The 25,921-nt window shown below is 70.3% G+C and carries 21 protein-coding genes and 1 tRNA gene; 14 read left to right on the top strand and 8 right to left on the bottom strand.

What is annotated here, in order from left to right:
• Positions 1-80 precede the first annotated feature (80 nt).
• The 3 genes from metG to FH608_RS31265 all read left to right on the top strand — a co-directional run bounded on the left by metG (position 81) and on the right by FH608_RS31265 (position 3,813).
• Entirely contained in the window at positions 81-1,874 is a 1,794-nt protein-coding gene (gene metG, locus FH608_RS31255) for a methionine--tRNA ligase (RefSeq protein WP_139635908.1), read from the top strand.
• Positions 1,875-1,966: 92 nt separating this feature from the next.
• Complete coding sequence (locus FH608_RS31260; RefSeq protein ID WP_139635909.1) at positions 1,967-2,821, top strand: TatD family hydrolase; 855 nt, start codon at positions 1,967-1,969, stop codon at positions 2,819-2,821.
• A gap of 83 nt (positions 2,822-2,904) precedes the next feature.
• Positions 2,905-3,813, top strand: a complete 909-nt coding sequence (locus tag FH608_RS31265; RefSeq protein WP_139635910.1) for a resuscitation-promoting factor — start codon at positions 2,905-2,907, stop codon at positions 3,811-3,813.
• A 41-nt stretch (positions 3,814-3,854) separates the two neighbouring features.
• Here FH608_RS31265 and FH608_RS31270 read toward each other — a convergent pair whose 3' ends face one another.
• Both FH608_RS31270 and FH608_RS53065 read right to left on the bottom strand, forming a co-directional pair.
• On the bottom strand, positions 3,855-5,120 hold the full coding sequence (locus FH608_RS31270) for an FG-GAP repeat protein (RefSeq protein WP_139635911.1): 1,266 nt from the start codon (positions 5,118-5,120) through the stop codon (positions 3,855-3,857).
• The gene (locus FH608_RS53065) at positions 5,117-7,573 is read right to left on the bottom strand and encodes a serine/threonine-protein kinase (protein ID WP_394367711.1); all 2,457 of its coding nucleotides are present in this window, start codon (positions 7,571-7,573) and stop codon (positions 5,117-5,119) included. The genes FH608_RS31270 and FH608_RS53065 overlap by 4 nt, the downstream gene beginning before the upstream one ends.
• Between FH608_RS53065 and rsmA the strand changes: the two genes are divergently transcribed.
• Positions 7,461-8,300 carry a 16S rRNA (adenine(1518)-N(6)/adenine(1519)-N(6))-dimethyltransferase RsmA gene (gene rsmA / locus FH608_RS31280; RefSeq protein ID WP_139636089.1) on the top strand — a complete coding sequence of 280 codons (840 nt, stop codon included), beginning with the start codon at positions 7,461-7,463 and terminating at the stop codon, positions 8,298-8,300. The genes FH608_RS53065 and rsmA overlap by 113 nt on opposite strands.
• A gap of 484 nt (positions 8,301-8,784) precedes the next feature.
• Positions 8,785-9,306, top strand: a complete 522-nt coding sequence (locus FH608_RS53070; protein ID WP_226900065.1) for an NlpC/P60 family protein — start codon at positions 8,785-8,787, stop codon at positions 9,304-9,306.
• A 41-nt stretch (positions 9,307-9,347) separates the two neighbouring features.
• On the opposite strand, the gene FH608_RS31290 is transcribed toward FH608_RS53070, so the two are convergent.
• Positions 9,348-10,130: an arginase family protein gene (locus tag FH608_RS31290; RefSeq protein ID WP_226900094.1), complete on the bottom strand. Its 783-nt coding sequence runs from the start codon at positions 10,128-10,130 to the stop codon at positions 9,348-9,350.
• Positions 10,131-10,375: 245 nt separating this feature from the next.
• Between FH608_RS31290 and FH608_RS31295 the strand changes: the two genes are divergently transcribed.
• Positions 10,376-11,278 carry a 4-(cytidine 5'-diphospho)-2-C-methyl-D-erythritol kinase gene (locus FH608_RS31295; protein WP_139635913.1) on the top strand — a complete coding sequence of 301 codons (903 nt, stop codon included), beginning with the start codon at positions 10,376-10,378 and terminating at the stop codon, positions 11,276-11,278.
• 241 nt (positions 11,279-11,519) lie between these two features.
• Positions 11,520-13,337, top strand: a complete 1,818-nt coding sequence (locus FH608_RS31300) for an ABC-F family ATP-binding cassette domain-containing protein (RefSeq protein WP_139635914.1) — start codon at positions 11,520-11,522, stop codon at positions 13,335-13,337.
• A gap of 376 nt (positions 13,338-13,713) precedes the next feature.
• Here the strand turns inward: FH608_RS31300 and FH608_RS31305 are convergent, their stop codons facing one another.
• The gene (locus FH608_RS31305; protein ID WP_139635916.1) at positions 13,714-14,217 is read right to left on the bottom strand and encodes a MarR family winged helix-turn-helix transcriptional regulator; all 504 of its coding nucleotides are present in this window, start codon (positions 14,215-14,217) and stop codon (positions 13,714-13,716) included.
• Positions 14,218-14,298: 81 nt separating this feature from the next.
• On the opposite strand from FH608_RS31305, the gene FH608_RS31310 reads away from it, so the two are divergent.
• Genes FH608_RS31310 through FH608_RS31325 form a run of 4 tightly spaced genes read left to right on the top strand, consistent with a single transcriptional unit; the run spans position 14,299 to position 18,083 of the window.
• Positions 14,299-15,045, top strand: a complete 747-nt coding sequence (locus FH608_RS31310) for a trans-aconitate 2-methyltransferase (protein WP_317135590.1) — start codon at positions 14,299-14,301, stop codon at positions 15,043-15,045.
• Positions 15,042-15,380, top strand: coding sequence for a VOC family protein (locus FH608_RS31315; protein ID WP_139635918.1), 339 nt, complete (start codon positions 15,042-15,044; stop codon positions 15,378-15,380). Before FH608_RS31310 ends, FH608_RS31315 begins: the two co-directional genes overlap by 4 nt.
• A gap of 52 nt (positions 15,381-15,432) precedes the next feature.
• Entirely contained in the window at positions 15,433-16,911 is a 1,479-nt protein-coding gene (locus FH608_RS31320) for a CYTH and CHAD domain-containing protein (protein ID WP_139635920.1), read from the top strand.
• Positions 16,908-18,083, top strand: coding sequence for a cytochrome P450 (locus FH608_RS31325; RefSeq protein WP_139635922.1), 1,176 nt, complete (start codon positions 16,908-16,910; stop codon positions 18,081-18,083). Before FH608_RS31320 ends, FH608_RS31325 begins: the two co-directional genes overlap by 4 nt.
• Here the strand turns inward: FH608_RS31325 and FH608_RS31330 are convergent.
• The 4 genes from FH608_RS31330 to FH608_RS31345 form a co-directional block, all read right to left on the bottom strand.
• Positions 18,073-18,909, bottom strand: a complete 837-nt coding sequence (locus FH608_RS31330; protein ID WP_226900066.1) for an NUDIX hydrolase — start codon at positions 18,907-18,909, stop codon at positions 18,073-18,075. The genes FH608_RS31325 and FH608_RS31330 overlap by 11 nt on opposite strands.
• On the bottom strand, positions 18,899-20,959 hold the full coding sequence (locus tag FH608_RS31335) for an RNA degradosome polyphosphate kinase (protein WP_139635924.1): 2,061 nt from the start codon (positions 20,957-20,959) through the stop codon (positions 18,899-18,901). The genes FH608_RS31330 and FH608_RS31335 overlap by 11 nt, the downstream gene beginning before the upstream one ends.
• Before the next feature lie 77 nt (positions 20,960-21,036).
• Entirely contained in the window at positions 21,037-21,975 is a 939-nt protein-coding gene (locus FH608_RS31340; protein WP_317135591.1) for a TetR/AcrR family transcriptional regulator, read from the bottom strand.
• A 13-nt stretch (positions 21,976-21,988) separates the two neighbouring features.
• Positions 21,989-22,927, bottom strand: coding sequence for an acyl-CoA desaturase (locus FH608_RS31345; RefSeq protein ID WP_139635926.1), 939 nt, complete (start codon positions 22,925-22,927; stop codon positions 21,989-21,991).
• A gap of 290 nt (positions 22,928-23,217) precedes the next feature.
• Between FH608_RS31345 and FH608_RS31350 the strand changes: the two genes are divergently transcribed.
• The 3 genes from FH608_RS31350 (at position 23,218) to FH608_RS31360 (ending at position 25,844) form a co-directional block, all read left to right on the top strand.
• Positions 23,218-23,289 (top strand) — tRNA-Gln (locus FH608_RS31350).
• A gap of 129 nt (positions 23,290-23,418) precedes the next feature.
• Positions 23,419-24,870: a bifunctional UDP-N-acetylglucosamine diphosphorylase/glucosamine-1-phosphate N-acetyltransferase GlmU gene (glmU, locus tag FH608_RS31355; protein ID WP_139635928.1), complete on the top strand. Its 1,452-nt coding sequence runs from the start codon at positions 23,419-23,421 to the stop codon at positions 24,868-24,870.
• Positions 24,867-25,844, top strand: coding sequence for a ribose-phosphate diphosphokinase (locus tag FH608_RS31360; RefSeq protein WP_139635930.1), 978 nt, complete (start codon positions 24,867-24,869; stop codon positions 25,842-25,844). Before glmU ends, FH608_RS31360 begins: the two co-directional genes overlap by 4 nt.
• Positions 25,845-25,921: the final 77 nt, after the last annotated feature.

Genomic DNA, 25,921 nt, shown 5'->3' on the forward strand with positions numbered 1-25,921 from the left:
TGTTACGGCGGTGCCAGGGCGTGGGGAGCCACGGCAGCGCCGTAACAAATGAGCTCGACAAAGTCCCGTAGGCTAAGACCATGTCCCAGCACATCTTGACCGCCGTCGCGTGGCCGTATGCGAACGGCCCCCGCCACATCGGGCACGTCTCTGGTTTCGGCGTGCCGTCCGACGTCTTCAGCCGCTACCAGCGGATGGCGGGCAACAAGGTGCTGATGGTGTCCGGCACCGACGAGCACGGCACGCCCATCCAGGTGCAGGCCGACAAGGAGGGCGTGAGCGCCAGGGAGCTGGCCGACCGCTACAACCGCGTCATCGCGGAAGACCTCACCGGGCTCGGGCTGTCCTACGACCTGTTCACCAGGACGACCACGAAAAACCACTACGCCGTCACCCAAGAGATCTTCAAGGGTCTCTACGACAACGGCTACATCTTCCCCAAGACCACGATGGGCGCGATCTCCCCCTCGACCGGGCGCACGCTGCCCGACCGCTACATCGAGGGCACCTGCCCCATCTGCGGCTACGACGGCGCGCGCGGCGACCAGTGCGACAACTGCGGCAACCAGCTCGACCCGATCCAGCTGATCAACCCCAAGAGCCGCATCAACGGCGAGACGCCCACGTTCGTCGAGACCGAGCACTTCATGCTCGACCTGCCCGCCTTCGCCGGCGTGCTCGGCTCCTACCTGCAGTCCAAGCAGGGCGAGTGGCGGCCCAACGTGCTGAAGTTCGCGCTCAACCTGCTCGGCGACCTGCAGCCGCGCGCGATCAGCCGCGACCTCGACTGGGGCGTCCCGATCCCGCTCGACGGCTGGCGCGACCAGCCCAACAAGCGGCTGTACGTCTGGTTCGACGCCGTGATCGGCTACCTGTCGGCCTCCGTCGAGTGGGCCAGGCGCTCGGGCGACCCCGACGCCTGGCGGCAGTGGTGGCAGAATCCCGACGCCCGCGGCTACTACTTCATGGGCAAGGACAACATCGTCTTCCACGCCGAGATCTGGCCGGCGATGCTGCTCGGCTACAGCGGCCGGGGCGACCGCGGCGGCTCGCCCGGCTCGCTGGGTGCTCTCGACCTGCCGTCCGAGGTGGTGTCGAGCGAGTTCCTGACCATGGAGGGCAAGAAGTTCTCCTCGTCGCGGCAAGTAGTAATTTACGTGCGCGACTTCCTGGCGCGTTACGACGCCGACGCGTTGCGCTACTACATCGCGGTGGCAGGTCCGGAAAATCAGGACACCGACTTCACCTGGCAGGAGTTCGTCAACCGCAACAACGGCGAGCTGGTCGCGGCCTGGGGCAACCTGGTCAACCGGTCCATCTCGATGGCGGCGAAGAACTTCGGGGCCGTGCCGGAGCCGGGCGACCTGACCGACGCCGACCGGGCGCTGCTGGAGCGCTCGCGCAAGGCGTTCGCGCCGGTGGGCGAGGAGCTGGCCAGGTCGCGCTTCAAGAACGCGATCACCGAGGCGTTCGACGTGGTCCGCGAGGCCAACAAATACCTGGCCGAGCAGGAGCCGTGGAAGCTCAAGGAGGACCCGGCGCGGCAGAAGTCGATCCTGCACGTCGCGCTCCAGGTGGTCGACGACGCCAAGACGATGCTGACGCCGTTCCTGCCCGGCTCGTCCAACAAGGTCCACGCCATGCTGGGCGGCGAGGGCGTGTGGTCGGGCATGCCGGAGATGCGCGAGGTCGACGAGGACGGCGGCGCCCCCTACCCGGTGATCACCGGCGACTACGCCGAGAGCGCCGCTCGCTGGGAGCACCGGCCGATCAAGCCGGGCACGCCTCTCGCGCCGCCCGTGCCGCTGTTCAAGAAGCTCGACCCGAAGGTCGTGGACGAGGAGCTGGCCCGGCTGGACAACCCGGGGAAGTGACGCCGACGTCCGGGCGCTAACCGGATCTCCGCCGCCGTCCCTCGCGTGGGGGGACGGCGGGCCCCGGCGGGTCTGGCGCTACGTTGGAGTGCGTGAGCCAGAGACCCGCGGCCCCGGAGCCGCTGTCCGCGCCCGTGTTCGACAGCCACTGCCACCTCGACATCATGGTCGGCAACCGGCAGGCGTCGTCCGGCGACCCGGTGGCGCAGGCCGCTCAGGCCGCCGAGGCCAGCGTGCGGAGCATCCTGAGCGAGGCCCGGGCGGTCGGGGTGACGCGGCTGGTCACGATCGGCTACGACCTGGCGTCGTCCCGGTGGAACGCCGAGGTGGCGGCCGAGCAGGAAGGCGTGTACGCCGGGGTGGCCATCCACCCGAACGAGGCCCACGAGGCCACCCCGGAGGCGCTGGCCGAGATCGAGCGGCTGGCGCGGCGGCCGCAGGTGCGCGCGGTGGGGGAGACCGGGCTCGACTACTACCGCGACTGGGCGGGCAAGGACGACCAGCACGCGTCCTTCCGCGCGCACATCGAGATCGCCAAGCGCACCGGCAAGGCCCTGGTCATCCATGACCGGGAGGCGCACGACGACGTGCTCAGGGTGCTGGCCGAGGAGGGCGCGCCGGACAGGGTGGTCTTCCACAGCTTCTCGGGTGACGCCGAGATGGCGAAAAAGTGCGCGGAAGCCGGATATTTCATGTCCTTCTCCGGGCCCGTGACGTACAAGAACGCCGCCTACCTCCGCGAGGCCGCCCGCACCGCGCCCCAGGAGCTCATGCTGGTCGAGACCGACGCCCCCTACCTGCCGCCGGTCCCGTACCGGGGCAAACCCAACGCCCCCTACCTCGTCCCCCTCACGCTGCGCTGCCTGGCCGAGGTCAAGGGCGTCCATCCGGATGAGTTGTGCGCGGCGATCAGCGCCAACGGAGTCACGGTGTTCGGCGAATGGTGACCATCTTTCGGTGAACCGGTGGTCGCGGAGCGTGACCCGCCGCTAGCGTTTCGGGCCGTCCCGACCGCTACCGGAGGTGGTACGTGCGAGGAAAGCGGCGTGCGCCGCGTCCGGCGATCCCCTGGCGTTCCCCGTGGACGCCGGTCGTGTGCCTGGCGGGCGCGGTGGCGTTCGGCGCGCTCGTGGCGGTGTCGTTCCTCGTCAAAGAGGTCGCCGTGGTCGTCGACGGCGACCGTACCGAGGTCCGCGTGGTCGCGGCCACCGTACGCGAGGTGCTGGCCGACGCCGGCGTCTCGGTGGGGCGCGGGGACGTCGTACGGCCCGCCATGCCGGAGAGCGTGACCGACGGGGCCACCATCGAGGTCCGCCGCGCCCGTCCCATCACCCTGACCGTCGACGGCCGCACCACCAGGCACCTGGTCACCGCCACGAACGTCGGCGACGCCCTGGCCGAGCTCGACCTCACCCCGACGGCCGGCCAGGCGTCCGCGCCGCCGGACGACGCCGTGCCGCTGTCGGGGATGGAGCTCAGCTTCTACACCCGGCGCAAGGTGTACGTGGTGGCGGGCACGTCCCGCATCTCGTCGCGGACCACGGCGAGGACGGTACGCGAGGTGCTCAAGCAGAAGGGCGTGCCCCTGCGCCGGGGATACGTGGTGAGCCCGCCGCTGCGCAGCTTCCCCGCGGACGGCACCATCATCACGGTCACGCCGCCGCGCACCATGCCGGTCCGGCCGGACGTGCTGCGGCTCGACTGGGCGGCGCTCGCCGAGTGCGAGTCCCACAGCGACCCCGAGGCGTACAACCCGGACGGGCCGTACTACGGGATGTACGGGTTCAGCATGCCGATGTGGGAGGCCGTGGGCGGGATGGGGCTGCCCAGCAGCTGGCCTCCGGAGGAGCAGACGTACCGGGCGCAGCTGCTGTACCAGCAGGTGGACGGGCGGTGGCGGCGCCAGTGGCCGTCCTGCGGCGACAGCCTGTTCGGCTGACAGCACCCGGGAGCCGGGGAGTCGGGGGAGCTCGGGAGCCGTCAGCCGGACACCGACGCGCCGAAGTCCGCTCCCTGGGTCGGCTGGATCGGCTGCAGGGCGTCGGAGTTCCGCCCCGTCACCGAGATCCTCCCGTACGGCTGCGCGTCCGGCTGGCCCACGATCAGCTTGTTGCCGCTGAAGGCCACCGACCACCCGAACAGCCCGTCGCCCGCAGGCAGCCGCCGGTCCTCGGCCGCGTCCTTCCACGAGATCACCCGGACGCCGCCCCCGTACGGCGCGCCGATGGCGAGCCTGCCGTCCGCCGAGGTGGCCATCGAGAACCCGAACGCCTGCGGGCCGCCCTGCGTCACCCTCCTCGTCGGCTTCCTGTCCAGGTCGAGCAGCTGGACGTAGCCGGGACCCGGCGAGCTCAGGGCGTAGCCGGAGCGTTCGGCGTAGGCCAGCGCGAAGCCGTACCGGTCGCCCGAGGCGGCGGTCGGCGAATCCACCTTCAGCGTCGTGAGCTTGGACGCCAGCACGTCGTCGATGAAGACCACCGAGCCCGAATCGATCTTGCCGGCCTCCACCTGCCGGCCCAGACCGTCGTCGTTCTCGTACGGGACGCCGACGATGAGCTCGTTCCCCTTCCCGAACGCCATGGACCAGCCGAACTGGTCGCCCACCTCGCTGTTGCCGCGCACGTCGTCGGACTCCTGGCTGATGCGGCGCAGCGGGCCCGTGCCCTTGCGGATGTAGACGGCGCCCGCGTCCAGGACGTCGGCCTCGTCCTCGTACGGCGCGCCGATCGCCACCAGGTCGTCGCGGGCGGCCAGCGACCAGCCGAAATGCGCGAACCGCTGCGGCCGCGTCGCGGTCAGCCGCTGGGGCGGCAGGGCGCCGCCGCCGTAGACGACGTAGGCGGCCCCGGCGTCCTCGGTGCCGTTCACGTCGGCGTACGGGGCACCGATCACCAGGTCGGCGCAGGTGTCGGAGTCGACCTTGGCCAGCCGTACGGACCAGCCGAAGGCATCACCGGCGGCCAGGCCGGGGACGGTGACGGGCACGACCTTGTCGCCCGACACCACGCTCACCGCGCCCTTCTGGCCGTCCGCGAACGGGTCGCCCACGGCCATGTCGTCCACGCCGTCGCCGTCGAAGTCGGCGGTGCCGGCGCAGGCCGCCGCCGTCCCAGTGCGAGCGAGCGCCGTCCTGGCGTGGACTGGCGTGGCCGCCGTCCCGGCGTGGGCCGGCGTGGCCGCCGTTCCGGCGTGGGCGAGCGGGGTTACGGACGCGAGCATGAGCGCGACGAGCGCTGAGCGGATCACCCCAGCCTCACCTCGATCTGCTTGCCGTTCTCGAGCATGGTCGCCGTCATCTGCACGGGTTTGCGGTACATGGCCAGGTCGAACACGAACGCGCTGTCCACGCGGGCACCCGGCAGGATGGCCGGCGGCAGGGTGACGGGGGCCGGGTCGTGCTCGCCTCCGCGGTCGTCGACCATGGTGACGACGGGCTGGATCAGCTGCCGGCGCTCGCCCCCGGGGTTGATCATCGTCCAGGGGATCACGCAGAGCTGCCCTTGGGTCGCGGCCCTGCCCTCGAACTCCTTCAACCCGCACTGCGGGGCCGAGCCGACGATCGCGATGGGGTCGTCGAGACCCGCGCCCAGCGCGAACCGGCGGCCCACGTCACTCGGGCCCGCGGTGGCGGCGGCCCGGGAGGGGGTGCCGGGAGTCGTGGTGACGGTGGTGGTTCGGGTGGAGGTGACGATCAGGACGGCCGTCGTCACGACGACGGCCACCACGGCCGCCGCGGCGGCGACGAGCCATCGAGTCCCCTTCGTCCTCGTACCGCCGAGAGTGTCGGGCTCATCACCCGGCAACGAGACCGTGCCCGGGTCACCCGGCAGCGCCACCGTGCCGGAATCACCGTGCCGCGCCGTCGCAGGGGAACCCTGCGGCAGGCCGGTGACACGTGCGTCGCCCGGCAGCCGTGCGGTGCCCGCGTCGCCCGGGAGGCCGGCCGCGCCGGGGCCACCCGGCCGGGTGGCACCACCAGGAAATCCAAGCTGTCCCTGCTGACCTTGCCCGTGCTGGCCGTGCCCCTGCTGCCCCTGCTGACGCTGCTGACTGTGCTGCCCGGGCGCGTGCTGGCCGTGCTGCCCGCGCTGAGCCTCCTGGCCTCGCGCCTTGTCCTGCTCTTGCCGGGCCAGCTCCTGCCAGGCCAGCTGCTTCTGCCTCTCCAGCCCTTCCGCCTGAGCCCGCTCCCGCTCCCGGGCCTGAGCCTCCCAGCGCGCGAACTCCTCCTTCGCCGCCTCCTCCTCCCGCCGGGCCAGCTCCTCGATCGACGCCTGGCTCTGCTGAGGAGGCGGGGCGTCCTCCGTACCGGCCTGGCCGCCGAACGCGCCCGGCGGACCGGACCCCGCGTCGCCACCAGGCACACGGGGACCACCCGAAACGCCCCGACCGCCCCGAGCCCCAGGACCGCCCTGAGCCCCGGCACCGCCCGGGACGTTGGGACCGCCCTGAGCTCCTGGACCATTCGGGACGTTGGGACCGCCCTGAGCTGCGGAACTGCCCGGGACGCCCGGACCGCCCGGCAGGTTGGGGGCCTCCTTCGTCGCGTCACTCGGCGGCGGCGTGGCGAAGGTGGCGGTGATGTCCGGCTCGTCCACCACGTTCTGCGGCGGCTGCCAGTCACTCAGCATCTCGGTCGCCACCAGGGTGGGCGGGTCGCTCACCCTGGCCGGCGCGCTCCCTCCCACCAGGGCGATCAGCAGATCCTGCGCCGTCGGACGCGGCCCGGGGTCCATCGAGGTGGCCCGCCGTACCAGCTCGTTGAGCGGCGCGGGCAGCACGCCCAGGTCGGGAGGGTTGTTCAGCACGCGCGTGGCCAGCGTGATGGGGTCGCCCCGGCCGAACGGGTGCCGCCCGTTGCCCGCGTACGCCACCAGGCACCCCCAGGCGAAGATGTCGACCGCCGGGCTGACAGCCTCGCCCCGTACCTGCTCGGGAGCCCACCACCCCGGGCTGCCCAGTAACTCGCCGGACAGCGTGAACCCGGTCTCCCTGTCGAGCGCCCTGGCGATGCCGAAGTCGATCACGCGAGGCCCGGACAGGGAGAGGATCACGTTCGCCGGCTTCAGGTCCCTGTGCACGAGCCCGGCGACGTGGATCGCCGCCAGCGCCGCCGCCACCCCCAGCGCGACGCCGTGCAGGGCCCCCGGCTCCAGCGCCCCGTATGTTGTGATCTGGTCGGAGAGCGGGGTGCCCGCGATGTACTCGGTCACCATGTACGGGCGCCCGTCCCCGGTGTTGCCGTTGTCCAGCACCTGGGCCGTGCAGAACGACGCCACCCGGCGAGCGTTCTCGACCTCCGCGTGGAACCTGGCCGCGAACCCCTCCTGATTGGCGAACTCCGCCTTCACGACCTTGAGTGCGACGAACCGCCCCGTCGGCGCCCGGGCGAGGAACACGGTCCCCATGCCGCCCTCACCCAACCGGCCGAGCAGCCGGTAAGGCCCGATTTCCCGCAAGTCCGTCGGGCGAAGCGGCGCGGCGCCCGTTGGCTCCATGAGGGACGTCCCTTCCTGTTCCACGCCATCCTCTCCTTTGGTCTCCCCAAGCGCCATCGATGGTTCTTCGATAAGAGAGACTGATTGGATGATGAGGCTGTTGGGCCCTGCAGAAATACGTATTTTGGCGGACAGGCTAGATCTTCGTCCGACTAAAAAGCTAGGGCAGAACTTCGTGATCGACGCGGGCACCGTCCGGCGCATCGTCCGGGTGGCGGATCTGTCGCAGGAGGACGTGGTCATCGAGGTGGGGCCGGGGCTCGGCTCGCTCACACTCGCGCTCCTGGAGCCCGCCGCCCACGTGGTGGCCGTCGAGATCGACCCGGTGCTGGCCCGCCAGCTCCCCATCACGGTCGCCGAGCGCGAGGCGTCCGACAAGCTCACGGTCGTGAACGCGGACGCCATGAAGATCACTTCCGACGATCTGGCCGGTTTCGCCCCAACCGCGCTGGTCGCCAACCTCCCCTACAACGTGGCCGTCCCCGTCGTGCTGCACCTCCTGCAGGCCCTTCCGTCCCTGCGCAAGGGCCTGGTCATGGTCCAGTCGGAGGTGGCCGACCGCCTCGCCGCCGGTCCAGGCTCGAAGGTGTACGGGGTGCCGTCGGTCAAGGCCGCCTGGTACGCGGACGTCCGCCGCGCCGGCCCGGTCGGCCGTACCGTCTTCTGGCCCGTCCCTAACGTGGATTCCGGCCTGGTCTCCTTGGTACGCCGGGAGCCGCCGGCGACGAAGGCGTCGCGCGAGGAGGTGTTCGAGGTGGTGGACGCCGCCTTCGCCCAGCGCAGGAAGACCCTGCGCGCTGCCCTCTCCTCCTGGGCCGGCAGCGCCCCCCTCGCCGAGGAGGTACTGCGGGCCGCCGGAGTCGACCCGTCGGCGCGCGGCGAGCAACTCGACGTCCAGGCCTTCGCCCGCATCGCCGAGTCCAGGCCCTGACGCGCTCCCTTTCCACAACCCCCACCCACTCCACCGCCCCTGTCCACAGAACCGCGTTCGGCCCCGAACGACCCGGCCCCAGCTTGTGATCCTGGCCTCCCGTCCCAACAACCCCCACGGGGCACAGGAGGCCAACATGATCAGCATCGTCACCCGGTTGCGGCTCGCCACCACCGGCGCGTTGTTCGCGACCCTCGCCCTGCCCGGCGACCCGGCACGGGCGATCTCCCTGTCTCCGCTCCCATGCCCGGAAGCGGAGACGTGCGCCCGACAACCCTGGAAACCTCTGCGAAGCAGAAGCACCGGCCGCCAGCCTCTCGCCCAGAGAGCGACCACCGGCCACAGGCCCCTCGCCCCGAGAGCCATCACCGGCCTCAAGTCTCAGGACCAGGAAGCGACCATCGGCCACCAGCCTCTGCACCACCATAGGGTGACGGCCGGACGCAAGACCTTGGACCTGAGAGCGAGCCTTGACGGCGAGGCCATGGACCTGGAAAGAGGCGTCGGCGGAAGACCCCTGGAAGAAGGCGTCAAGATCGTGGACCAGGGCATAGACGCCGGCACCCGCACCCTGAGACGACAGGGCAGGAAACGCACCCGCGGCGAGATCGCCGCCGCCGCGGCCCTGGCCCAGCTGGGCGTGCCCTTCTCCTGGGGCGGCGGCACCTCGACCGGCCCCACCCTCGGCATCGGCAGGGGAGCCCGGACGAGAGGCTTCGACTGCAGCGGCCTGACCCTCTACGCCTGGGCCCGCGCCGGGGTGAAACTCGGCCACTACACAGGCACGCAGTTCCGCCAGGGCCGCCGCATCCCCCTCAGCGCCCGCCGCACGGGCGATCTGATCTTCTTCGGCGGCGGCACCGGCGACCCGACCCACGTGGCCCTCTATCTGGGCGGCGGCCTGATGATCCACGCCCCCAAGACCGGCGACGTGGTGAAGAAGACCGCCTTCCTCACCTCGCCCTACTACCGGGCCGCCTACCGCGGCATGACCCGCCCCGGCTGACCCGCTGCACTCACCGCCTGGGATGGCCCGGGCGCGGGCCGTCACCTCGGGAGACAGGCCTCCACCAGCGCCTCGACCAGCCCGGCAAGCATGCCCTGATCCCTCTCCCCGAAGGCTTCGTATTCCATGAGTCCCAGCCCCACCACCTCGAACCGCCCGGCGACGGCGGAGACCAGGGAGAGCAGCTCGTCGGGCCGCAGCCCGCCGGGCGTAGGGCAGCCCACGCTCGCGAAGACCTCCGGATCCAGCACGTCCAGGTCGATGTGCACGTAGACAACGGCGTCGTCACGAATGTCCGCGACCGCGTCGGCCAGCGCCGCGCCGGAGTCCGCCACGGTCAGCCACCGGATCCCGCGCTCCTCCACGAACGCCAGCTCGGGAGCGTCAAGGTCGCGCACACCCGCGAGCACGATCCGCCCCGGATCGAGAGGATCCCCCGGCACCAGCCCGGCGGGCCCATCCCCTGTCAGTGCACGCAGCACCATCCCGTGAAAGGCCCCCGAAGGCGAGGACTCCGGCGTGTTCAGATCTCCATGCGCATCGATCCACACGACGACCAGCCGATCCCCGTGCCGCTTGATGGCCGCCGCGACCGGCTCCAGCTCGACCCCGCAGTCCCCACCGGCGGTGACCACGAGCCCGTCGCCGACCCGTGCGATCGCCTCGCGCACCCGAGAGGCGGTGACGACCAGATCGTCATCGACCTCCACCCGCACCCGACGGCCGGCGTCCACCATGCCGGCCAGCAGCCGAGCCCCTTCGCGCAGCCGCTCCGCCGTACGCGACCCGGAGCCCCGCCACTGCGGCACCTCGACAACCGTCACCTCGGACAAATGGCCACCTACTTAACGCTTCGTGTTGAGGAAATGATCGGTCCTCCAGCCATCTTTCCAGAACCGCATGTCAGGGCTGCGTGCCTCGATAACATCGACGCCGGAGCAAGGACGCACGGTCACTCGCTCCCGGCCTGCGAGCAGAGGTTCACCCCGCCGATACGGGGTGGGCCTGGGGCGATCAGGCCCAGCCACCACTCCAGCCCGAGGGCCGGAGCATCCACGGAGAGGGTTAGATGAGTTCGGTCACCGTACGTGTGCCCGCGAAGGTCAACGTGCAGCTATCTGTCGGCCCGCTCAGGGAGGACGGCTACCACGACCTGGTGAACGTCTTCCACGCCGTGTCGATCTTCGACGAGGTGGTGGCGAAGGAGTCCGAGTCGATCACCGTGGTGGTCAACGGCAAGTGGTCCGACCAGGTGCCGACCGACGACAACAACCTGGCGATCCGGGCCGCCCGGGCGCTCGCCAAGCACGCGGGCCGCACCTACGGCGCCGAGCTGATCATCCAGAAGGACATCCCCGTGGCGGGCGGCATGGCGGGCGGCAGCGCCGACGCCGCCGGCGCGCTGGTGGCCTGCAACGAACTGTGGGGGCTGGGGCTGCCGTTCGAGGATCTCATGGAGATCGCCGGCGATCTGGGCAGCGATGTGCCGTTCTCCCTGCTCGGAGGCACGGCGGTCGGCACCGGGCGGGGCGAGCAGCTGAGCGAGCTCCCCACCGGCGGCACCTTCCACTGGGTGTTCGCGCTGGCGAACGGCGGGCTCTCCACGGCCAGCGTGTACGCCGAGTGCGACCGGCTCAGAGCGGCCTCGGGCGCCCAGGTCCCCTGGCCGCAGCTGGACGACGACCTCATGGAGGCGCTGGGCACGGGTGACGCCTACTCCCTTGGCGCCCACCTGAGCAACGACCTCCAGCAGGCCGCGCTCAACCTGCGCCCGGAGCTCGGCCCCACCCTGGAGGCGGGCCGCCAGCACGGCGCTCTGGGCGCGATCGTCTCAGGATCCGGCCCGACGTGCGCCTTCCTGGCCATCGACGCGCTCCACGCCAGCGACCTGGCCCTCAGCCTGACCAGCACCGGCGCCGCCCACACCGCCGTGGCCGCCCACGGCCCGGTACGCGGCGCCACCCTGGCCTGACGAGTACGAGTACGGGGGCGCGTTGAAGGTGCGTGCCGGGATACGGCCCCGCCGACGCCTCCCTAACTCAACACCGCACCCGGTCGATACGTCGGCCGCTGAACATTGGCGACCGGGCCGGTATGGCCGCCGCAGTGACGGGCAGGCCAGTTCGCGGAGCGGCCCGGGACGACACAAGCCTCGATCCACGCCCTCTCAAGCGGGCGGGGGACGGATGGGGAGCCGATACGCTGGGGAGGTCATGAATCTGGTCAATCTTGAGTCGGTCTCCCATGCCTACGGCCCCAAGCCGCTTCTCAGCGACGTCTCCCTGGGCGTCGAGGCAGGCGAGCGCATCGGCGTGGTCGGGCGTAATGGTGGGGGGAAGACGACCCTCCTGTCCGTGATCGCGGGAACGGTGCAGCCCGACAAGGGGCGGGTCACCCACACCCGGAGCCTGCGGGTCGGATTCCTGTCGCAGCACGACGCGCTCGACCCCGGCGCCACCGTGGGGCAGATCGTCCTCGGCGAGCTGGCGGAGCACGAGTGGGCGGGGGACCAGCGGGTGCGCGAGATCCTCGCCAACCTGATCGGCGACCTCGATCTCGACGCCAGGGCGGCCGACCTGTCCGGCGGGGAGCGCAGGCGTACGGCGCTGGCGCAGCTGCTCATCGACGACCATGACCTGATCATGCTCGACGAGCCCACGAACCACCTCGACATCGAGGCCATCGCCTGGCTCGCCGCCCATCTGGCCGGCAGGAAGAGCGCGCTGGTGGTCGTGACGCACGACCGGTGGTTTCTCGACGCCGTCTCGACCCGCACATGGGAGGTCGTGGACGGGCGCGTCGAGCGTTACGAGGGCGGATATGCCGCATATGTGCTTGCCAAGGCCGAGCGGGCGCGCATCGCGCAGGCCGCCGAGGAGCGCCGCCAGAACCTCATGCGCAAGGAGATCGCCTGGCTGCGGCGCGGTCCGCCCGCCCGTACGTCCAAGCCGAAGTTCCGCATCGAGGCCGCCCAGGCGCTGATCGCGAACGAGCCCCCGGCGCGCGAGACCGTCGAGCTGATGAAGTTCGCCGCGGCCCGCCTCGGCAAGACCGTCTACGACCTGGAGGACGTCACGCTGCACGCCGGCGGGCCGGGCAGCGGGCCGCTGGTGCTGAGCGACCTCACGTGGCAGTTCGGCCCGGGTGACCGGATCGGGCTGATCGGGGTGAACGGCTCCGGCAAGTCCTCCGTGCTGCGCCTGCTCGCCGGCACGGTCACGCCCGACTCGGGACGCGTGGTCAGAGGCAAGACGGTACGCCTCGCGCACCTGTCCCAGGAGCTGGCCGAGCTGGATCCGGCCCGGCGCGTGCTGGAGTCGGTCGAGGAGGTCCGCAAATACCTCCAGGTCGGCAAGCGGGAGTGGACCGCGTCCCAGCTGCTCGAACGCCTCGGGTTCAAGGGTGAGGCGCAGTGGAAGGTCGTCGGCGACCTGTCAGGCGGCGAGAGGCGCCGCCTGCAGCTGCTCAGGCTGCTCATGGACGACCCCAACGTCCTGCTGCTCGACGAGCCCACCAACGACCTCGACATCGAGACGCTCAACGAGCTCGAGGACCTGCTGGACGGCTGGCCCGGCACGCTGGTCCTGGTGAGCCACGACCGCTACTTCCTGGAGCGCGTGACCGATCGGTGCGTGGCACTGCTGGGTGACGGCAGGCTTTCGCTGCTGCCGGGCGGCGTGGACGAATACCTCGAACGCCGCGCCGCCGGCACCGCCGTGACCGCCCGCCTCGGCACCCCTTCCCCGACACCAACCGCTCCGGCCCCGGCGGAGGTCGCGGACACATCTGGACAGGCCGGGGCAGGTCTGTCGGCCAAGGAGGAACGCGAACTCCGCAAGGAGCTCAGCCGCCTCGAACGCCAGCTCGACAAGCTCGGCGACCAGGAGTCCCGCCTCCACGCGGCCATGGCGGAAGCGGCCAGCGACTACGCGAAGCTCGGCTCACTCGACGCCCAGCTCCGCGAGATCACCGCCCAGAAGGACACCATCGAATCCGAGTGGCTGGACCTCGCCGACCGCCTGGGCGACTGAGCCGCCAACGAACAGCCCCCAGGCGGCCAGGCCAGACACAGAGCATCCGGCCCAGGCCGCCACACAGGCGTGCAGGCCAGGCCAGACCGTGACACAGCCGTCCGAGCCAGGCCAGACCGTGACATAGGCCCGCTGGCCAGGACATGACATAGGCGTGCCGGCCGGCACGGTGACACAGCCATGCTGGCCGCCGAGCGACCACCACGCCTTCAACAGCCCGGTTCACCGAAGAACCGGGCCCACATTGCGCTCGTAACGGCGAGCGACCCCCGAGCCTTCACGACCGGCCATGACGGATGGGAAGGGACGTCGGCGCGTGCGGTCAACCCGGCCTGCCGTAACAGAAAGAACTCGCCCTGCCCTGACAGAAGAGGGGTCACGATGCGTCGAAGGGTGCGAGGAGGGTGCGGAGGAGCGCGGCGAGGAGGCGCTGGTCGTCGGGGCCGAGGCCGGACAGCAGGTTGTGCTCGCGCCGCAGCAGATCGGAGAACGCCGCGTCGACCCGCGCCAGCCCGGTCTCGGTCAGGGAGACGAGCACCCCGCGCCGGTCCTCCGGGTCGGGCCGGCGGCGCACGAGGCCGGCCTGGGCCAGCCGGTCGATGCGGTTGGTCATGGTCCCGGACGTGACGAGTGTGGCGCGCAGCAGTGTCCCGGGACTGAGCTCGTACGGCCGGCCGGCCCGCCGCAGTGCCGTGAGCACGTCGAACTCCCATGGCTCCAGGTCGTGTTCGGCGAATGCCGCCCGCCTGGCCCGGTCGAGGTGCTTGGCCAGCCGTGACACTCTGGAGAGCACCTGTAGTGGCTCGACATCGAGGTCGGGGCGCTCGGCGCGCCACGCCGCGACGAGGCGGTCCACCTCGTCCCTAGCATCCTCCGTCATGACACAAGAGTGTACTGTCTTGACATCGAGATATCTCTCTCGATATCAATTATCTCTATGTCAAGAGATATTTGGGATCCAGTGACGTACGCGGTCTACGCGGACGAGCGGTCGAGGCCGTTCATCGAGCTGACCTCCAGGGTGGGAGCGGTCGATCCCGATTATGTCGTGGACGCGGGCTGCGGCAGCGGCGAACTGACCACTCGGCTGGAGAGCCGCTGGCCCCGCGCGACCATCGAGGGTTTCGACTCCTCGCCCGCCATGATCGCCAAGGCGCGCCGGCTGGAGACGAAGGTCAGGTTCGCGGTGGCGGACGCGACCACGTGGCGGCCCGACCGGCCGGTGGACGTGATCGTGTCGAACGCCCTCCTGCAGTGGGTGCCGGAGCACCGGGCCGTGCTGGAGCACTGGGTGGAGGCGCTGGCTCCTGGCGGGTGGCTGGCGTTCCAGGTGCCGGGCAACTTCGACGCGCCCAGCCACGTCGCGATCCGAGAGCTCTGCGCCTCCGCGACCTGGTCCGACAAGCTCTCCGGCGTCGTCAGGACGGCCCCCGTCGACGACCCCGTCGGCTACATGGACCTGCTCGGCCACGGCGGCTGCCAGGTGGACGCGTGGGAGACGACGTACGTGCACGTGCTCCAGGGTGAGAACCCGGTGCTCGACTGGGTCTCCGGCACCGCCCTGCGCCCCATCCTCGACCGGCTCGATTCCGGCGAGCAGCGCCGCTTCCGTCAGGACCTCTCGAGGCTGCTGGCCGAGGCCTATCCGGCCAAGAGCTACGGCACGCCCTTCCCGTTCCGGCGGATCTTCGTGGTGGTCCAGAAATGATCAAGGGGATCCATCACGTCCAGCTCGCCGCGCCCAGGGGCAGCGAGCCGGAGCTGCGCGGCTTCTACGAGGGCGTGCTGGGCCTGCGGGAGGTGCCCAAGCCGCCGGAGCTGGCCAAGCGCGGCGGCGTGTGGTTCAGGGGCGAGGGCGTGGAGGTGCACCTCGGCATCGAGGACGACTTCAGGCCCGCGCGCAAGGCCCACCCGGCGTTCCTGGTGGACGACCTCGACGCCTGTGCCCCCGGCGCGCCGGTCGACGAGCTGTTCCCCGGCTGCCGCCGGGTCTATCTCTCCGACCCCGTGGGCAACAGGATCGAGCTCCTGCAGGTCGTGTGATGTTCACCTCAAAGTGGGATGATGTTCCGAAATCGGACTCTTGCGAGGTGTCGTGGGCATCGAGATCGAGGACAAGTTCGACGTTCCTCCTGAGTACACGATTCCGGATCTGAGCAAACTGGCCCAGGTCGTGGGCCCGAAGAGCTACCAGCTCGTGGCCCTCTACTACGACACCCCCGACCTCAGGCTCGCCGCCCGCGGCGTCACGCTGAGGCGGCGGCGGGGCGGCGCCGATCCCGGCTGGCACCTGAAGCTGCCCAAGGCCAAGGGCGTGCGCCAGGAGATCACCCATCCGCTCACCCGCAGCACCAAGATCGTGCCTCTCGAGCTCGCCGAGCTCGTCCGCGCCTACACCCGGGGCGCCGATCTCCAGCCGGTCGCCGAGCTGGACACCCGCAGGAGCGTCACCGTCCTGCTCGACGGCGACACCAGGCTGGTCGAGATCGCCGACGACCGCGTGAAGGGCACGGTCTTCCAGGACGAGCCCAAGGTCGTGCGGTGGCGCGAGGTCGAGGCCGAGCTGCTCGCCACCGACCGGCAGGCCATGCTCGCCAAGGTCGGCAAGCGGCTCAGGAAGGCCGGCGCGACACCCTCCCCGGCCGCCAGCAAGCTCGCCAAGCTGCTCGAACCCGCCCCGCTCCCCGAAGCTCCCACCGAACCGGGCAGCACGGGCGAGGTCGTCGTCGCCTACCTGGCCGGGCAGGTGGCCGCCCTCCTCGCGCAGGACCCCCGGGTGCGCAGGGCCGAGGACGACGCCGTGCACCAGATGCGGGTGGCCGCCCGCAGGCTGCGCAGCGCGCTCAAGGCGTTCAAGAGCGTCGTCCTCGACACCGCCCACATCCAGGACGAGCTGCGCCACCTCGGCACGGTGCTCGGCGAGGCCCGCGACCTGGAGGTCATCAGGGTCAGGTTCACCCGGCAGCTCGCCCGGCTGGAGCCCGAGCTGGTCACCGGCCCCGTCCGGACCCGGCTCGGCGCGGATCTGTACGAACGCGAGCAGGAGGCGTACGTCCGCATCAAGGACGCGCTCAGCGACGAGCGCTACTACACCCTGCTCAACGCGCTCGACCAGCTCGTAGCCGCCCCGAACCTGGGCAAGGCGGCCGCCCGGCCGGCCGAGGACCAGCTCAGGGCGATCGCCGCAGCCAACTGGTCCAGGGTGACGAAGGCGTACGACATCGCTCAGGCAATCGCAGACCCGGAACGTCGTGAAATAGCGATGCATGATGTGAGAAAGTCCGCCAAACGCGCTCGTTACACCGCCGAAGCGCTCCAACCCACGCTCGGCGCGAGCATGGCGAAGCTGGCCAAGCTGGCCGGGAACGTCCAGGAGGTTCTGGGCACGCACCAGGACGGCGTGGTCGCGCAGGAGACCCTGGCCAAGGAGGCCGAGCACGCCCGGCGGGCAGGCGAGGACACGTTCACGTACGGGATCCTCATCGGGATCGAGCGCGGCACCGCCGAGCGCGCACACGCCGAGTTCCCCCGAGTCTGGGAAGGAACGGTCAGGGCGGTTATGAAGGTTCTATGAGGAACCTTCCCAGCATCCCCTTCGAGCGCGAGAGCCCGCTCGACGTCCCCGTGGCCTACCGGGACCTGCGGGTGAAAGAGGGCATCGCCAAGGTGCGCACGCTGACGGGCGACGAGGTCTGGCTGGTCACGGGCTACGAGGACGCGCGCCGGCTGTTCGCCGACCCGAGGCTCGGCCGCTCGCACCCGGAGCCCGACAAGGCCGCCCGGCTGTCGGGCTCCGTGCTGATCGGCGGGCCGCAGGGCGACGTGGCCACCGAGAAGGCCCAGCACGACCGCATGCGCAAGCTGCTCACGCCGTCGTTCTCGGCCCGCAGGATGAAGGCGCTCAGCGGCCATGTCGGCTCCCTCGTCGACGAGCGGCTCGACCACCTGGCCACGCTGACGCCGCCGGTGGACCTGCACGCCGAGCTCTCCTTCCCGCTGCCCGTGCTGGTCATCTGCCAGCTGCTCGGCGTGCCGTTCGAGGACAGGGAGTACTTCGGCGGCGTGTCGGCCCGCATGAGCGACATCTTCGACACGGAAGGCAGTCAGGCCGCCCGCGACGAGCTGGGCGCGTACATGGCGGGACTCATCGAGCGCAAGCGGCGCGAGCCGGCCGAGGACGTGCTGTCCGACCTGGCCGGGCAGCTGGACGACGACGGGACGATCGCCCGGCTCGCGGGCGGGCTGCTGTTCGCCGGGCACGAGACCACGGTCAACCGCATCGACTACGGCGTGCTGCTCCTGCTCGCCAACCCCGGCCAGCTCGACCTGCTCAAGGCCGACCCGGGCCTGGCTCCCGGCGCCGTCGAGGAGATCCTGCGCATGGCCGTGCCCGGCCTGCACGGTCTGCCCCGGTACGCGCACGAGGACATCGGGATCGGCGGCCGGACGATCCGCCGGGGCGAGGCCGTCGTCATCACGACCGGCGCGGCCAACCGGGACGAGCAAATCTATGCGGATCCGGATGGGTTCGACATCCTCCGTCCGCAGACCGACCCGCATCTGAGCTTCGGGTACGGCCCGCGCTTCTGCATCGGCGCGAGCCTGGCCAGGGTCGAGCTGGAGGCCGTGTTCGGCAGGTTGTTCCAGCGCTTCCCCGGCCTGCGGACGACCGTGCCCGTCGAGGAGCTGCCGCGCAACGACAACCGGATCGCGGGCGGCTTCGCGGCGCTGCCGGTCACCTGGTGACGTAGCACTCCGTGCTGACGACGTGCCCGCCCGCCCTGTGCAGCACGGCGAAGGCGCCCTTGCGCAGGTGCGTCTCCGTGCCGCCCAGCGCCTCCACCAGGCCGGGCAGCACCTGCCGGTGGCTGCACACCGCCGCGGGCACCGCGATCCGCCCGACCAGCTCGGCGGTCTTCTCCGGGTCGTGGCCCTCCTCGCCGAGCAGCGGCTCCAGCCGGATCCCGGCCCCGTACGGCTCCAGCGTCTGGACGCACCGGAGGCTGGGCGAGCTGACCAGCAGCTCGGGCCGGTAGGCGGGCAGCGCGGTGGCCAGGCTCGCCGCCTCGGACCGGCCGCCGTCATCGAGGGGGCGCAGCGCGTCGTCGCCCCGCCACTCCTTCCTGGAGCCGGCCGAGGCGTGCCGTACGAGGACGAGGGGGACGGTCTCCAGCGGCGCGGCCGGCAGCGCGCGCAGCAGCCCCACGTCCCATTCGTACGTCAGCAGCCGCGCGGCCCGCTCGGTCGGCAGCCAGCGCAGCTCGTCCACCTCGTCGCCGGGGTCGAACCCGTCGTCGCCGGCCACCCGCGCCGCCCAGTAGTCGACCCGCTTGGGCCGGCCGGCGGCGAGGTAGCGGGCGGGCGGCAGCGCGCGGCCGAGCAGCCCCCGCAGCCCGGTCTCCTCGCGCACTTCGCGCAGCGCGGCGGCGATCACGTGCTCGCCGGGCTTCAGCTTGCCCTTGGGGAAGGTCCAGTCGTCGTAGGCGGGGCGGTGGACGACGGCGACCTCGGGACGGCTCTGCTCGCCCCTCCAGACCACGGCTCCGGCGGCGCGGAGCAGGTCAGTCGTCAACGGTCCTCCAGCGGCGGGTGCCGATGAGGTGGCTCTGCGGGTCCTCGCCCGGGTGGCGGACCCACGTGCCGTCGGAGTTCAGCCACCACGCGTTCGTGCCGTCGGCCATGACCAGGTCCATCAGCTCGACGAGGTACGCCTTGTGCTGCGGCGACGTCACCTTGACCAGGGCTTCCACGCGGCGGTCGAGGTTGCGGCGCATGAGGTCGGCGCTGCCGATCCAGACCTCGGGACGGCGGCCCAGGCCGAACTCGTACACCCGGGAGTGCTCCAGGAACCGCCCCAGGACCGACCGTACGCGGATGTTCTCGGACAGGTCGGGGATTCCTGGACGGAGGCTGCAGATGCCGCGGACCCACAGGTCCACCGGGACGCCCGCCCTGGACGCCCGGTAGAGGGCGTCGATGATCGGCTCGTCCACCAGCGAGTTCGTCTTGATCCTGATGCGCGCGGGCCGGCCCGCCCGCGCGTGGGAGATCTCCCGCTCGATCCTGGCCAGCAGCCCGCTGCGCATGGAGTGCGGCGCCACCAGCAGCCGCCGGTAGGCGGAGTGGTGGGAGTAGCCGGTCAGGTGGATGAACAGGTCCGTCACGTCCTCCCCGACCAGCGGGTCGGCCGTGAGCAGCCCGAAGTCCTCGTACTGCCGCGCGGTCTTGGGGTTGTAGTTGCCGGTGCCGATGTGGCAGTAGCGGCTCAGCTCGCCGGAGGGCTCCTGGCGGACCACGAGCGCGAGCTTGCAGTGGGTCTTCAGCCCGACCACGCCGTAGACGACGTGACAGCCGGCCTTCTCCAGCTTGCGGGCCCAGGAGATGTTGGCGTGCTCGTCGAAGCGGGCCTTGATCTCCACGACCACCACGACCTGCTTGCCCGCCTCGGCCGCGTCGATCAGCGCGTCGACGATGGGGGACTCGCCGCTGGTGCGGTAGAGGGTCTGCTTGATCGCCAGCACCCGGGGGTCGGCCGCGGCCACCTCGATGAAGCGCTGCACGCTGGTGGCGAACGAGTCGTACGGGTGGTGCAGCAGCACGTCGCGCTCGCGCAGGATCGAGAAGATGTCGTCGTCGGCGTTGATCACCTCGGCCGGCACGAACGGCCGGTAGCTCAGCTCGCCCCGCTCCAGGTCGGCGATGGCGTGCAGGCCTGACAGGTCGAGCGGGCCCTGCACGCGGTAGATCTCGTGCGGCGCCAGCTCCAGCTCCTCCACCAGCGGAGCCAGCACCTCCGGGGTGATCGTGTCCTCGACCTCCAGCCGCACCGGCGGGCCGAAGCGCCGCTTGAGCAGCTCCTTCTCCAGCGCCTGCATGAGGTTCTCGGTGACGTCCTCGTCCACGTCCAGGTCCTCGTTCCTGGTGACGCGGAAGACGTGGTGCTGGAGGATCTCCATGCCCTTGAAGAGCTGTCCGAGATGTGCGGCGATGACATCTTCGAGCGGGACGAACCTGTCCTTTGAGGCGGGTACGAACCGGGGCAGCTGCGACGGAACCTTGACCCTGGCGAACACCGTGTGATCGGTCGCCGGATTGCGCACCAGAACGGCCAGATTAAGACTGAGCCCGGAAATATAAGGAAAGGGGTGTGCGGGGTCCACGGCCAGCGGCGTCAGCACGGGCCTGATCCGCTCCCTGAAGAGCTTGCGCAGCGCCGTACGCTCCTCGCGGCCCAGGTCGTCCCACCTGGCGATCTCGATGCCCTCGGCCGCCAGCTGCGGGCAGACCTGCTGGTGGAAGACCGCGGCGTGCCGCCTGGCCAGTTCGTCCGCGATCGTGCCGATCCTGGCGAGTTCCTCGCGCGGCTTCAGCCCGCTCTTGGTCCGCAGCAGCAGGCCCGTGGCCATGCGCCGTTTCAGGCCCGCCACCCGTACGCGGAAGAACTCGTCGAGGTTGCTCGCGAAGATCGCCAGGAAGCGGACCCGCTCCAGCAGCGGAAGCGAAGCGTCCTCGGCCAGCTCCAGCACCCGCTCGTTGAACTGGAGCCAGCTTTCCTCGCGATTGAGGAACCGCTCCTGAGGCAGTGGCAGGTCGTTGGACGCTTGAAACGGTTCCGCGGACATATGGCCTATATTGCCCTGTTTGGTGGAACAGAACGTTAACGCGGCCGCAACGAATCATTGCGGCCGCCGCGGGTCCGCTACTCCGGCTGGTCGCCCTGTCCGAGGCGGGCGGCGCGTTCGGCGAGACGGGCCTCGCGCTGGCGGATCTTCTCCTCGCGCTCCCTGGCCTTCTCCGCCTCCTTCAGCAGCCGCTCGCGTTCCTTCAGCTCCCGCACCCGCGCCTTCTCCGCCTCCTTGAGCTCTTTCTGGCGCGCCTTCTCGGCCTCCTTGAGCTCCTTCTCGCGCGCCTTCTCCAGCTCGCGCAGCTCCTTGTCGTTGGTGCGCTGCTTGGCCGCCGGGGCGGCCGCATGGCTGCGGGAGATCGCGGTGATCGTCGGGTTGGGATTGAGCCCGGTCAGGCCGTTCCAGGCCAGGTTGACCAGGTGGGCGGCGACCTCCTCGCGGCCCGGCTTGCGCACGTCGAGCCACCACTGCCCGGTCAGCGCCACCATGCCGACCAGCATCTGCGCGTACATCGGGGCGAGCTTGGGGTCGTAGCCGCGCTCCGCGAACTCGTCGGCCAGGACGTCCTCGACCTGGCTCGCGATCTCGCTGATGAGGCTCGCGAACGTGCCGGTGCCTGAGGCGACGTGGGAGTCGCGTACGAGGATGCGGAAGCCCTCGCTGCTCTCCTCGATGTACCGGAGCAGGGCCAGGGCGGCCCGCTCCAGCTTGATCAGCGAGTGGCTGGCGGACAGCGCCTCAGTGATCATGCCGAGGAGCTTCTGCATCTCGCGGTCCACCACGACCGCGTAGACGCCTTCCTTGCCACCGAAATGCTCGTATACCACGGGTTTCGACACCTGTGCGGTAGCTGCGATTTCTTCGATAGAGGTCCCGTCGAACCCCTTCTCGGCGAAGAGCGTGCGGCTGATGTGGATCAGCTGCTCTCTTCGCTCGCTACCGGACATGCGCCTGCGAGATCGGGGTTCGGTCACGGTTCCCATAATGACGGCCACGGATCCGTGACCGGTCATCGGCTGATCGCCGTCAGGCAATGCGCTTCGCCGCCAGCCGCTCGGGCGTCGGCCAGCGGACGTCGTGGACCCAGCCGAGCCGCTCGAAGATGCGGATCAGGCCGGCGCTCAGGTCGATCTGGCCCTTGAGCGCGCCGTGACGGGCGCAGGTCGGGTCGGAGTGGTGCAGGTTGTGCCACGACTCGCCGAACGAGGGGATGGCCAGCCACCACACGTTGCGGGACTTGTCGCGTACCTGGAAGTCCTCCTCGCCGAAGACGTGGCAGATCGAGTTGATCGACCAGGTCACGTGGTGCAGCAGCCCGATGCGTACGAGGGAGCCCCAGAACAGCGCGGTCAGCGCGCCCTGCCAGGACCAGGTGACGAGCCCGCCGATCACGCCGGGGAGCAGGATGGAGGTCACCGCGATCGTGCCGAACCACTTGTGCAGCTTGACCACGTCCGGGTCCTTGCACAGGTCGGGTGCGTACTTCTCCCGGTTGGTCCGCTCGCTCTCGAACAGCCAGCCCATGTGCGCGTAGAGCAGGCCCTTGGACATCGACTTGAAGCCCGGCCCGAACCGCCACGGCGAGTGCGGGTCGCCCTCCTTGTCGGAGAACTTGTGGTGCTTGCGGTGGGTGGCCACCCAGTCGAGGACGGACATCTCCAGCGACAGGCTGCCGGCGATGCCCATGGCGATCTTGAGGGGCCGGTTAGCCTTGAAGGAGCCGTGCGTGAAGTAGCGGTGCAGGCCGACGGTGACGCCGAGCCCGGAGACCACATAGAAGACGAAGGCGATGGCGATGTCCGTCCAGCCGAGGCCCCATCCCCACGCGAACGGCACGGCGGCCGCGATCGCGATCAGGGGCAGCCCGACGACGAGCCCGAAGGTGAACAGCTCTGCCTTGGATTTCGGCTCCGGCTCGAACTCGGGCTTGGGGGCTGGTGATGAGCGTTCGGCGAGAACGGTCATGGGCGACCTCCAACAGCATGTATGAGGATGTATGTCCGGGCTACGCAACCGTAACCTACGCAAGCGTAAGTAAGGAAGACCTAAGTTGTGAATGCGTGGAAGGTGAAGGTCTCGCGTACAAGGTGGGTGGGGTTCGTGTCTTGCGCCATTTAGGGCGGTCTGTTATGTGGTGCACCGTCTGCCATCAGCGCTCATGGACCGCACGCCGGGCGCCGGGCGTAATTACGGGCGCGGGACGGGGTGAGGGCTCGGTATCGTAGGGGGGTGTCGGACGGCAACTGTCCGGCCTATCCCGGATCGTCTAATCGGCAGGACAAGTGGTTTTGGTCCACTTTGTAGGGGTTCGAGTCCTCTTCCGGGAGCTGTGACCTGCTCACCCCCGGCGCGAATGTTCGGGGCCCGGTTAGGTATCCTCACGGTGTCGGGAGGGTAGCGGTGCGGTAGCCGTACCAATATGCCCTGATCCGTCCAGTCACAGGGAGCCTCAGTCCGTGAGTGTGCCGCGCCCGGCAGCCGTCATCGTCCTCGCCGCGGGCGAGGGCACCCGGATGAAGAGCCAGACCCCGAAGGTCCTGCACGAGCTGTGTGGCCGTGCGCTGGTCGACCACATGCTCGCGGCCGCCCGCGAGCTCGGTCCCGAGCGGCTCATCGTCGTCATCGGCCACGCGCTGGAGCAGGTCGGCGGCCACCTCGCCGCCACCAGCCCCGACGCGCGCGCCGTCGTCCAGCGGGAGCAGCGCGGCACCGGCCACGCCGTCCGCACCGTGATCGAGGAGGTCGGCGCGATCTCCGGCACGGTGCTGGTCACGTACGGGGACGTGCCGCTCATGCGTCCCCAGACCCTCGCCGACCTGCTCGAACGGCACGAGACCGACGGCAACGCGGTCACCGTGCTGACCGCGAACGTGCCCGATCCGACCGGCTACGGGCGGATCATCCGCGATGAAAGCGGCGCCGTGCTGGGGATCGTCGAGGAGAAGGACGCCAGCCCGGAGCAGCGCGCCATCAAGGAGATGAACTCCGGCATCTACGCCTTCGACGGCTCGCTGCTCGCCGACGCCGTCAAGCGCGTGTCCACCGACAACGCCCAGGGCGAGGAGTACCTCACCGACGTCCTGGCCATCCTGCGCGGCGACGGCCACCGCGTCGGCGCCTGCGTGGCCGGCGACCACGTCGAGGTCGAGGGCGTCAACGACCGCGTGCAGCTCGCCGCCGCCCGCAAGGTGCTCAACCAGCGCCTGCTCGAAGCCCACATGCGCGCCGGGGTGACCATCATCGACCCCGGCAGCACCTGGATCGACGTCGGCGTGCGGATCGCGCCCGACGCCGTCGTCCACCCCGGCACCCAGCTCCACGGCGAGACCGTCATCGAGTCGGGCGCCGAGATCGGCCCCGCCACCACGCTGACCGACACCCGCGTCGGCGAGGGCGCGACCATCCGCAACGCCGTCTGCGACCGCGCCGAGGTCGGCCCGGAGGCCAACGTCGGCCCCTACGCCTACCTGCGCCCCGGCACGGTGCTCGGGCGCAGCTCCAAGGCCGGCACGTTCGTCGAGATGAAGAACGCCAAGGTCGGAGAGCGCTCCAAGGTGCCCCACCTGTCCTACGCCGGAGACGCCACGATCGGCGACGACGTCAACATCGGGGCCTCCACCGTCTTCGTCAACTACGACGGGGTCAACAAGAACCACACCACCGTGCGCGACGGAGCGTTCGTCGGCTGCGACACCATGCTCGTGGCCCCCGTCACGGTCAACGACGGCGCCTACACGGCCGCCGGATCGACGATCGTCGACGACGTCCCCCCGGGCGCGATCGGTGTGGCCCGAGCGCGGCAGCGCAACATCGAGAAATGGGTCTTGCGCAGGCGCGCGGGCACGAAGTCGGCCGCGGCCGCCGAGCGGGCGCTGGCCGAGCAAGAACAGCGGGAGAGTGGGACGTGAGCAGCATTAAGCAACCGGGCGAGAAGAACCTCATGCTCTTCTCGGGCCGGGCCTACCCCGAGCTGGCCGAGGAGGTCGCCGAGCACGTCGGGGCCTCCCTTACCCCCACCAGGCTGATCGACTTCGCCAACGGCGAGATCTACGCGCGCTATCTGGAGTCCGTACGCGGCTGCGACGCCTTCGTCATCCAGAGCCACACCGCGCCCATCAACAAGTGGATCATGGAACAGCTCATCATGGTCGACGCGCTCAAGCGGGCCTCGGCCAAGCGCATCACCGTGGTCATGCCGTTCTTCGGCTACGCCCGCCAGGACAAGAAGGGCCGCGGCCGCGAGCCGATCACGGCCCGGCTCATGGCCGACCTGTTCAAGACCGCGGGCGCCGACCGGCTCATGTCGATCGACCTGCACACCTCCCAGATCCAGGGCTTCTTCGACGGCCCGGTCGACCACCTGTTCGCCATGCCGGTGCTGGAGAGCTACCTCAAGAACCGGCTCGACCTGGAGAACACCACCATCGTCTCGCCCGACACCGGGCGCGTGCGCCTGTCGGAGCGCTGGGCCGACACGCTCGGCACGCCGCTGGCGTTCATCCACAAGCGCCGCGACCTCGACGTGGCCAACCAGGTGAAGGTCAGCGAGGTCGTCGGTAAGGTACGCGGGCGCACCTGCGTGCTGATCGACGACATGATCGACACCGCCGGCACCATCTGCAAGGCCGCCGACGCCCTCTACGAGCAGGGCGCCACCAACGTGATCACCGCCGCCACCCACGCGGTCTTCTCCGACCCTGCCGTGGACCGGCTGAAGAACTCCAGGATCTCCGAGGTCATCGTCACCAACACGCTGCCGCTGCCGGAGGCCAGCAGGTTCGACAAGCTGACGGTCCTGTCGATCGCCCCGCTCATCGGCCGCGCCATCACCGAGATCTTCCAGGACGGCTCCGTCACGAGCCTGTTCGAGGGAGATACCTGAGCCCGGTAGACTGGCACGGTTGCGCTCGTAACGCCTTCCGCTAGGGCGGGTGAGGGAGAGCGCCGACGACCGATCCC

The sequence above is a fragment of the Nonomuraea phyllanthi genome (genome assembly GCF_006334985.2).
Lineage (GTDB): Bacteria > Actinomycetota > Actinomycetes > Streptosporangiales > Streptosporangiaceae > Nonomuraea > Nonomuraea phyllanthi.